General features: G+C 66.1%; 6 protein-coding genes. All 6 read right to left on the reverse strand.

What is annotated here, in order from left to right; translation table 11 throughout:
- Nucleotides 1-114: 114 nt before the first annotated feature.
- Nucleotides 115-2,772, reverse strand: a complete 2,658-nt coding sequence (locus AC0IYS_RS01905; RefSeq protein WP_471703589.1) for an O-linked N-acetylglucosamine transferase family protein — start codon at nucleotides 2,770-2,772, stop codon at nucleotides 115-117.
- A gap of 191 nt (nucleotides 2,773-2,963) precedes the next feature.
- On the reverse strand, nucleotides 2,964-3,707 hold the full coding sequence (locus AC0IYS_RS01910) for an acyltransferase (RefSeq protein ID WP_471703590.1): 744 nt from the start codon (nucleotides 3,705-3,707) through the stop codon (nucleotides 2,964-2,966).
- A complete protein-coding gene (locus AC0IYS_RS01915; protein WP_471703591.1) occupies nucleotides 3,704-4,810 on the reverse strand; it encodes a DegT/DnrJ/EryC1/StrS family aminotransferase in 1,107 nt (368 codons plus the stop codon). The genes AC0IYS_RS01910 and AC0IYS_RS01915 overlap by 4 nt, the downstream gene beginning before the upstream one ends.
- Nucleotides 4,807-5,229 carry a sugar 3,4-ketoisomerase gene (locus AC0IYS_RS01920; RefSeq protein ID WP_471703592.1) on the reverse strand — a complete coding sequence of 141 codons (423 nt, stop codon included), beginning with the start codon at nucleotides 5,227-5,229 and terminating at the stop codon, nucleotides 4,807-4,809. Before AC0IYS_RS01920 ends, AC0IYS_RS01915 begins: the two co-directional genes overlap by 4 nt.
- Nucleotides 5,226-6,116 (reverse strand): glycosyltransferase, encoded by an 891-nt coding sequence (locus AC0IYS_RS01925; protein WP_471703593.1) that lies wholly within the window; start codon nucleotides 6,114-6,116, stop codon nucleotides 5,226-5,228. The genes AC0IYS_RS01920 and AC0IYS_RS01925 overlap by 4 nt, the downstream gene beginning before the upstream one ends.
- A 14-nt stretch (nucleotides 6,117-6,130) precedes the next feature.
- Nucleotides 6,131-9,331 carry an O-linked N-acetylglucosamine transferase family protein gene (locus AC0IYS_RS01930; RefSeq protein WP_471703594.1) on the reverse strand — a complete coding sequence of 1,067 codons (3,201 nt, stop codon included), beginning with the start codon at nucleotides 9,329-9,331 and terminating at the stop codon, nucleotides 6,131-6,133.
- Nucleotides 9,332-9,525: the final 194 nt, after the last annotated feature.

Here is a 9,525-nt window from a genome sequence, read left to right on the forward strand (position 1 = left end):
ATCCCCGAATTGTTATGTTGACGCAGATCATATTATCTATTGCGCCCGGGCTATTTTAAAGGAAAAGAACAGGCATTTTGCTGCCGCAGACTCAGCGATGGAGGATTTACCACACTATGGCGTGAGCAAAAGTTGGTAGCCGATTCGCATGGTGCGCTGCACCGCATCGAGACGGTGTGCGGCGCTTGTCGCAAGGTGTAGATGATGTGTGGAAATGAGTGTGTTCATTTCGGAAAGACGTGCCGACAACAGTTGTTTGAAGGCGCCGGGCGCGCCGAAGTTGTGGCCCTGCTCGTGGGCTTGATACAGCAGTTGCAGGCCTTCGAGCGCGGCGTCCAGCGCGGCCGCCGGCGCCGTTGGCGCAGCCGGTGCGAGGCGGAAGCTGGACAGCGCGCGGGGCAGATAAACGTAATGGCCCGCCTGCAGCGCGGTGAGGGCTGTGGCGACGTTGGCGCGTTCGGGGAAGGCGCGGTCGCGGTAGCGGCCGAACGCGAGGCCCAGCGTGGCGCGTTTGAGCAGCAGCGCGCCGGGCGCGCACATGGCCGCCGCACCACCACCGTCGCCGCCCAGCAGCATGTTGGCCAGCGAGACGCCGTCGATCACGATGTCGGAGGCGAACAGCGGCGCCGCCGGCAGCGCCTGGCCATCCGGTGCGAGCGGCTGGCGCCAGCAGGCCACCACGCCGATGTGCGGATGGTCGACAAAGCAGGGCAGCATGACGGCGATTTTTTCCGGCGCCAGCGTGTCGCCGGGCGGGGCGACGGCGATGTATTCGCCCAGGGCCAGGGCCAGGCAGTGATTCAGGTTGTCGAGCGCGCCGAGGCCGGGCGCGTGGCTGTAGCGCAGGCGCCGGTGGGCTTTCAGATAGGGCTTGAGCAGCGCGCGGCAGGCGCCGTGCGGGCTGGCGTCGCTAACGATCACTTCGCAGTTGGCGTGGGTTTGCGCCAGCGCGCTGGCCAGGGTGGCTTCCAGCGGCGCCGGATCGTCGGCCGGGATCAGTATGCTCACCAGCGGCGGGGCGGCGTGGGCGGCTTGCGTTGGCGCGAGTTGCAGGGTTTTGCGGCGGCCGCGTTTCAGCGTGCCGCGCGCCACGCGCAGGTAAAGCAGTTCCAGGTCGCGCGCCAGCGTCGGGGTGTCGAACAGCGGCGCGCTGGCGCGGTTTTTCACGAGGCGGTTGCGCAGGCGGGCCAGCTCCTTCGGGTGCGTGGCGAGGCGGATCGCCTTGGTGGCGTACTGTTTTTCCGTGCTCGCGATCAGCTCCGGCAAGCCTGCCGCCTGCAGCAGGCTGCCGCATACCCGGCTGGCGAAGGTCGGGCCGGCGCGGGTCAGCAGCGGCAGGCCGGCCCACAGCACGTCGCCGGCGACGGCGCCGGCGTTGTGCGGGCCGGTGTCGAGGAACAGGTCGGCCGCCTGGTAGCGGTCCATCGCCGGGTCGCCCGCTGCGGCGGTGTTCATGGCGGCGAAGCACAGCCGGTCGCTGGCGATGTCGTGCCGCAGCGCGGCCAGGCGCAGGTTGTCGCGTACCTGTTCGCTGTCGGTTTGCAGCCACAGTACGCTGCCCGGCACCGCGTGCAAAATACCCATCCAGGTCGCGAAGCGCTCCGGGACGATGTGGCCGGCGGCGGCGAAGCAGCAGAACACGAAGGCGTCGTCGGGCAGGCCGAATTCGGCGCGCGCGCCAGCCGCCGGCACGGGGAGGGCGCGCCGGCGGTCCTGCGGCTGGAAGCAGTGCGGAAGATACAGCGGTTTTTCGGTGTGGTAGCCGGCCAGTTCGGGTGGCAACACGAAACTGTCGGCCAAAACGTAATCGATGCGGCTGTTGCCGCTGGTGCCGGCCTGTCCGAGCCAGCCGATTTGCACCGGCGCGGGACGATGGCCCAGGATGCCGGGCCGTCCGCCCGGCAGCACGCCGTGCAGGTCGACCAGGATGTCGATTTCGTGGGCGCGGATCGCCTGCGCCGCCTGCAAATCGCTTAGTGGGCCGATCGGCACGTGCAGGTCGAAGGCGCGCAGCAGGCGTTGGCGCAGGGCCGAGTTGTCCTCTCCGCTCCAGCAGAAGCCATACACTTCCACCTGGCCGCGGTCGTGCAGCTCCAGCAGCTCGGCGATCATGCGGCCGGTCGGCTGCGCGCCGAAACCGCACGACAGGTAGCCGACGCGAAGCTTGCGGTGGGCATAGCCATCCTGGTCGGACAGCGCGGTGGACGGCGGCGGGAAGTGCAGCGCCGCCTCGCGCCGCGCGCAGGCCAGCTGGCGCGCCGGATCTTCGCCCAAACTAAGCATCGCCAGCGCCGACGTGTGGTGCTGCAAGGCCGTTTCGCTGAGGCCCGGCACGAAGCCGTGAACCGGCCACGCGCACAACTTCAGGCGCAGGTCGAGCCAGCGCGGCACGATCAGTTTTTGTTTGGGATCGAGTTGGAGGCTGCGCAGCAGCGCGTCCTCGGCTTGCGCGGGATCGCCCTGCGCCTCCGCCAGCCTGCCGATGTTGTTCAGCAGGCGGACCTGCAGCGAAGCCGCCGCCGGCGGTGCGCCCGGCGGCACCGTCTCCAGCAGATCGAGCGCCTCGCGCCACAGGGCCAGCGCCGCTTCCGGTTGGCGTTTGCGCTCCAGCAGCACGCCAAGTCCGAGTTGGCTTTCGGTGAAACCGGGTCGCAGCTTGAGCGATTTGCGGTAGGCGCTTTCGGCGCCGGCGTCGTCCTGCCCCTGTACCTGCACCACGGCCAGGTTGTACCAGGCGACATATTCGAGGGGGAGTCGCAGTGTTTCAGCCACAGCGAATACAAGGCGATGGTCTGTTCGGTCTTGCCTTGCGCCGCCAGCAGGCCGGCCACGCCGATCAAATCCATGACGGACAGTTCGCCCAGTCCCGCCAGCGCCATCGCCAGGGTGCCAGCTTCCGACAGGTTACCGGCGGCCATGGCTGCGTGAAGTGGGCGGGTCATGGGCGTCCGTTCGGTGGTGGGCTAGGCCGAGGGACCTGCGTCCCAGCCGTCGGTGATATCCGCCGGGTAGCCCCGTTTGAAGTGGGTGGTCCACGGATAGGCCGGCGCGCCGGTGCCGTCCTTGAGCCGTATTTTGCTGGCGTCGCACAGGAAGGCGGCCGGATTGCCGGCGACGACGGTGCCGGTGGCGACGTCACGGTGCACCTTGCTGTGCGCCGCCACCAGCGCGCGTTCGCCGACCTTCACGCCCGGCAGGATCACCGACATGGCGGCGATGCCCGCGTAATCGCCGATCTCGACGCCCATCAACACGTTGCTGGGCGGGTGGGGATCGTTGGTCAGCACCACATACGGCAGCAGCCAGACGAAGTTGCCGACCTTGGACATTTTGCCGATGAAGACATTCGACTGGCAGCGCACGTAGTCACCGATCTGGCAGTCGCCCTGGATGTCGTTCATGGTACCGATCTGGAAGGCGATACCGGCCACGGTTTTTTCGCGCACCACCACGCGGTGGCCCGTCACCAGCTTGTCGCCGAAGCGCGAACCCTCGTAGAACACCGAGTGGGATCGGATGCGCGCGCCCTTGCCGAACACCAGCGGCTGGCCGTCGGCAAGCGGCGTTGGATAGCCGATCTCGCAGTAACCGTCTATGACCGAGCCGTCGCCGATCTCCACGTTGTCGTGAATGATGGTGAAGGGGCCGACGCTGACGTCTGCGCCCAGTCTGGCTTTCGGAGAAATGATGGCGCTGGGATGGATCATACGGTGCAGAATTTACGCACGGCGGCCGCCACTTCGAGCGCCTGCTCGTCGCTCATCGTCGGGCCGATCGGCAGGCTCAGAACCTCGCGGTGGATCGCCTCGGCCAGCGGGAACGCGCCCTCGGCGTAACCCAGGTCGGCGTACGCCGGCTGCAGATGCGGCGGCACCGGATAATGCACGATGGTGCCGATGCCTTGTTCGGCCAGCGCCTTGGCCAGCGCGTCGCGCTGCGCGTGGCGCACCACGTACAGATGCCATACCGGTTCCGCCCAATCCGGGACGAACGGCAGCGCCAGTCCGGCGATGCCGGCCAGTTCGCGGTCGTAGATGGCGGCGATGGCGCGGCGGCGGGCGTTGTCCGCGTTCAGCTTGGGCAGCTTGACGCTCAACAGCGCCGACTGCACCTCGTCCAGGCGCGAGTTATAGCCGGGCACCTCGTTGTAGTATTTGACCTTGGAGCCGTAGTTGCGCAAGGTGCGGATCTTGTCGGCCAGGTCGTCGTCGCTGGTGGTGACGGCGCCGCCATCACCCAGCGCGCCCAGGTTTTTGCCTGGGTAGAAGCTGAAGGCCGCCGCGTCGCCCAACTGGCCGGCCACGCCGCGGCGATACAGCGCGCCGTGCGCCTGCGCGGCGTCTTCGATCAGTTTCAGATTGTGTTTAGCCGCCAGCGCCTTGAGCGGATCCATGTCGGCGGTCTGGCCGTACAGGTGGACCGCCAGAATGGCTTTGGTGCGCGGCGTGATGGCCGCTTCCACCAGCGCTGGATCGATATTGAAACCGTCGGCGGTCGGCTCGACCGGAATCGGCACGGCGCCGCAATCGCTGACCGCCAGCCAGGTGGCGATGAAGGTATTGGACGGCACGATCACCTCGTCGCCGGGACCGACGCCGTAGGCCTTGAGGATCATGAAGATCGCATCGAGGCCATTGGCCACGCCGATGGCGTGCTTGCTCTTGCAGTAGGTGGCGAAGCTGGCTTCGAAGGCCGACGTCTCGGCGCCCAGCACATACCAGCCGGAGTGCAGCACGCGCTTGAACGCCGCTTCCAGTTCGTCGGCTTGCGACAGGTTGATGGCTTTTAGGTCGAGGAAGGGGACGCTCATGGTGAGACTCGCTTATGGTGGTTTGCCGCGGCCACGAATTCGTCGTAGTCGTGATAGTAGTCCTTGGGGTCATACAGCGTCGAGGCCATCACCACGCACACCGCGCCGGAGGAGAAGTTCTCGACTTCGCGCCACATCATGCCGGGCACGTACAGACCGTAATAGGATCGGTTGAGCTGGAATTTCTTGCGCTCGAAGCCATCGTCGACGATGACGTCGAAGCTCCCCGACATGGCCACGAACAGCTGCTGCAGCTCGATGTGGCCATGGCCGGCGCGCGCCGATCCGCCCGGCACGTCGTACAGGTAGTAAACACGCTTGATATCGAACGGGATATGCACGCCGCCCTCGATCACCGACAGGTTGCCGCGAACGTCGTGGTGTGGCGGCAGGTCGATCATCCGGCACTGGTCCATCATGACGGCGTCCCCTTGCGGTTGGCCGCCACCGCCGCGTGGAAGCGTTGCTGCGACGTGGCCATCATCGGGAACACGCCGCCCAGGCGCGCCGCCACGTCATCGACGGTCGGCGCCATCACCTCCAGCTCCTCCGGACCGACGATGCCGATGTCGGCCGACTCGATCAGCAGGTCGATGTAGTCCGAGAAGCAGTAGCCGAAGTTCGGATTGCTGTTCGGGTTGGAGTTCGATTCCAGCCGGCGGTCGTGGCGGAAGTAGGACAGCTCTTCGTCGATATAAAACACCTTGCCGTCGCGCGCCAGGTTGAAATAGGCGGCGACATCGGCCAGCCCCAGCGTGCAATCGTGGTTGTGGTATTTGAACAGGTGGCGGCCGATTTCCCACAGCCGCTCGCGGCGGAACATGATCGAGCTGAATTCGCCGACGAAATTGCGCATGCCCAGCACCATGCTGCGCTGCATATCGCGCGCCGGCATGCTGCCGCTGGCCTCATACGGGCGGCGCGTTTCGGTGCGCTCGTTGTCGACGTTGATCACCTGCGAGGCCGAGAACACCAGCTGGATCTCCGGGTCCATGTTCATGGTCGCGACCATCCGCTCGATGCAGAACGGGTGCAGCACGTCGTCGTCGAACAGCGGCTTGATCAACTTGCCCTTGGCCGCGAACAGCGCGGTCAGCACGTTCTGCTCGCGGATCGCCGAATTGCGCTGGTAGATCAGGTGGCCGGCGTACCTGGCGCAGATCTCCTTGATCGCCTCGGTCGGGCAGTTGTCGCTGACGAGGATCTCGATGTTCGGATAGCTCTGGCCCAGCGCGGAGCGCAGGCAGGTCTCGAAATGGCCGGTCTTGTACGACGGGATGACGATGCTAACTAATGGCAAACTCATAGTGCGTTCCCTGCTCAGGCGGCGACTGCCGTTACGATGTACTGCCACGGCAGCGCGTCTTCGACCGCCACCACCGGATCGATGCCGCTGGCGCCGGCCATCAGGCGGATCGCCGGCAGGTATTTTTCACGCGCCGGTTCGTCGACGATGCGCGCGCTGCCGCCGCTGATCTGGAAGCCGGCCTGCTGGAACATCTCCAGCATGGCGCCGCGCGTGAAAATGCGCTTGCGCGATTTCTCCAGGCCCGCCGGGCCGTAGCGCAGGTCGCCGGCGTTCATGCGCGCCTGGATGCTCCAGTGCTGGAAGTTGCGGATGGTGGCCACGATCTTGCCGCCCGGCGCGATGCTGGTGCGGATTTTCTGCAGCAGGGTCCATGGATCGTCGATCATCTCCAGCGCCTCGTCGAGCACCCAGCAATCGGCGCCGCGCACGTGGTCCCACAAATCCGGGCCGGCGTGTTCGATCTCCACGTTGAAGACGAAATCGCAATGCGGGCGTGCCGCCTGGGCCGGCGCCGGATCGGCCTCGATGCCGGTGTAGTCGACGATGGCGTTGCGCGCCTTGTAGGCCTTGGCGAAGGCGCCGTCGCGGCAGTGCACCTCGACGATCTTGCGCGCCTCGGACGGCACGAACTGCAGCAGGTCGGTGTTGACCACGGTGGTGGCGCTGGGGAGGTCGTAGTGATAGCCGCCGGTGCGGATCACGGTGCCCTGCCAGTCGTGCTTGATGTAGTTGCGCTTGGGCGGCTTGGGCGCGAAGTCCTCGCGCACCCACTCGATGCTCTCGATCAGATGGTGGGCGCCGGCCTGGTGGATCGCCAGCATGGTGGAGATCATCGGCGCGCCGTGCTTGATCGGCATCGGCCACTGGCGCACCACCTCGATATTGGTCAGCATGCAGGCCGGATGCAGGTAGCGCACGGCGCCGTCGGCGCGGTCGTAGCCTTGCTCGTTGACCGGCTGGATGGTGCCGACGCCGTACATGCCGGGACGCAGATGGCTGTGCAGCGATTCGATGAAACCGCCCTTGAGGATCTCGACGTCGGAGTCGAGGAACAGCACCTCGCCGGACAGGCCCAGATGGTTGATCGCCCAGCTCAGGCCCGGACCGTGGTGGATGTTGTAGCCGAACGGGATGAACTCGACGTTCTCGAAGCCGTCGGTGATGGCGCGGATCTTCTCGGCCACGTCCGGGTTGGAGCCGTCGATGATGTAGACGCGGTTGGTGTAGAACTGGCGCAGGGTGCGCAGCAGCGCCTCGATCAGGTCCGGCGAATTGTAGGACACGCTGACGATCGGGATCTGGTCGATGCGCACCGGTTCTGTCGGCGGTTCGTCTGAAGGGCGCACCGCGTGCTGCGGCGCGGGCATGCGCGGCGCGGCCGGCTTGGCCACCTGCTGCAGCACCGTCTCCAGGTTGCGCACAAAGCGCGGCGTGTCGAACAGCGCGCAGGTCATGCGGTTGGCCACCAGCTGGCGCTTCATCGACGCGATGCGGTTAGGATCGTTGGCCAGCGCCACCGCCTTCTCTTCGTAATCGGCGAAGTTATAGGTGATCAGCTGCGGCAGGTCGACCGCGCGCAGCAGGCTGCCGGCCATGCGCGACGAGAAGGTGTGGCCGGCGCAGGTGAGCAGCGGCAGGCCGGCCCACAGCGCGTCGCTGGCGGTGGTGCCGGCGTTGAACGGGAAGGTGTCGAGGAACAGGTCGGCCAGCTGGTAGCGCGCCAGGTACTCGGCCGGCACGGCGCGGGTATTGAAGATCAGACGGTTGCGGTCGATGCCCGCTTGCTCGGCGTAGCGGTAAAGGTTTTCGCGCACTTCCGGATAATCGGCCACCAGCCACAGGACGCTGTTCGGCACGCGGCGCAGGATGTTCATCCAGGTGCCGAACATGTCGGGCGTGAACTTGAAGTTGTTATTGAACGAGCAGAAGACGAAGGCGTCGTCCGGCAGATTGACGCTGGCGCGGGTCGGCTTGGCGGCGATGGCGCGCTGGCGGTCGTTGATCTGGAAGGTGTCGGGCAGGTACAGCGGCTTCTCGGTGAAGTCCTTGGTCATCTCGGGCGTGATGAGGAATTCGTCGGCCAGCACGTAATCGACGCCGGGCAGGCCGGTGCTGCCCGGGAAACCGAGATAGGTCAGCTGCACCGGCGCCGGACGGTAGGCCAGGATGTTCGGACGCGCGCCCAGGGTCAGGCCGTGCAGGTCGACCAGGATATCGATTTCGTGGGCGCGGATGGTGCGCGCGGCCTGTTCGTCGGTCTGCGCGTCGATGCGGATGTAATGGTCCATCGCCTTGACCACGCGGGCGCGGATCGGCGAGCCGTCCTCGCGGCTCCAGCTGAAGGCATAGACTTCGAACTTGCTGCGGTCGTGCAGCTCATACAGTTCGGCGGTCAGGATCGAGACCGCGTGCGAGCAGAAGTCGGACGACAGGTAGCCGATGCGCAGGCGGCTGTGGCCATAGCCATGGGCGCCGGTCAGCGGCGCGACGGCGGCGTTGACCTTCTCGTTGACGAAGCGCCGCGCGGCGGCCAGCTGCTGCGCGGGATCGTCGGAGGCGCTCAACATCGCCAGCGCCGAGGTGCCGTCGATCATGGTGGTAACCGAGATGTGTTCCAGGCCGCTGTAGACGGGCCACTCGCACTGCTTCTGGCGCAGGTGGACCCAATGGGTCATCACATTGGCCTGCTGCGGATCGACGCCCAGGCTCAGGGCCAGCATCTTCTCGGCCTCGGGGTAGCGTTTGCGGATCTCCAGCAGGCGACCGAGGTTGTTCAGGGTCTGCACGTGCAGGGTTGGATTGGTCTTGATATCCGGCTGGACGTCGGTCAGCACCGAGTTCCACATCGCCAGCGCCTCCTCGGGGCGGCCGACCCGTTCGAGCAAGGTGCCCAGATTGAGGCGGGCCTCGACGAAGTTGGGATTTTGCGCGATCGCCTGGCGCAGCACTTTCTCGGCGCCGGCATCGTCGCCGCTATTGGACAGCACCACGGCCAGGTTGAAGCAGGCCGCGTAGACCAGCGGCGACGGCGTGTTCAGGATCCAGGCTTGATACAGGCCGATGGCGGCGGGCAGCTGGCCGCTTTCCTGCAGCACGGCGGCGGCGCCGAACAGATCGCCGATGGAAAGCGACCCGCTGGCGGCCAGCGCCATCACATTGCCCAGCGGGCTGGTATCGGAGGGAGCGGATGCGGCGGGAGCTTGAGCGGTCATGGCTGGGCTTAAAGTTGGGTCGATCCGGCACGCGGCGAACGGCCCGCGGAGCCACAAAAGGTAGGCACCATCATACCTTTTGTCGCTGGCTACGGGGCAACTTTTGGCTCAGGAGCAAGAATGTAAAACCACCTCTGCTCAAGCGATCACAACCCTCGGGGTCAGTGCCGACATTCGGACACAAGCCCTTCCGT

Source organism: Duganella sp. AC237, from assembly GCF_979254035.1.

What these genes read in the sequence shown, in the direction of transcription:
- AC0IYS_RS01915 (WP_471703591.1), bottom strand. Translation starts at nt 4,810, where the DNA reads ATGAGCGTCCCCTTCCTCGACCTAAAAGCCATCAACCTGTCGCAAGCC.
- AC0IYS_RS01925 (WP_471703593.1), bottom strand. Translation starts at nt 6,116, where the DNA reads ATGAGTTTGCCATTAGTTAGCATCGTCATCCCGTCGTACAAGACCGGC.
- AC0IYS_RS01910 (WP_471703590.1), bottom strand. Translation starts at nt 3,707, where the DNA reads ATGATCCATCCCAGCGCCATCATTTCTCCGAAAGCCAGACTGGGCGCA.
- AC0IYS_RS01930 (WP_471703594.1), bottom strand. Translation starts at nt 9,331, where the DNA reads ATGACCGCTCAAGCTCCCGCCGCATCCGCTCCCTCCGATACCAGCCCG.
- AC0IYS_RS01920 (WP_471703592.1), bottom strand. Translation starts at nt 5,229, where the DNA reads ATGATGGACCAGTGCCGGATGATCGACCTGCCGCCACACCACGACGTT.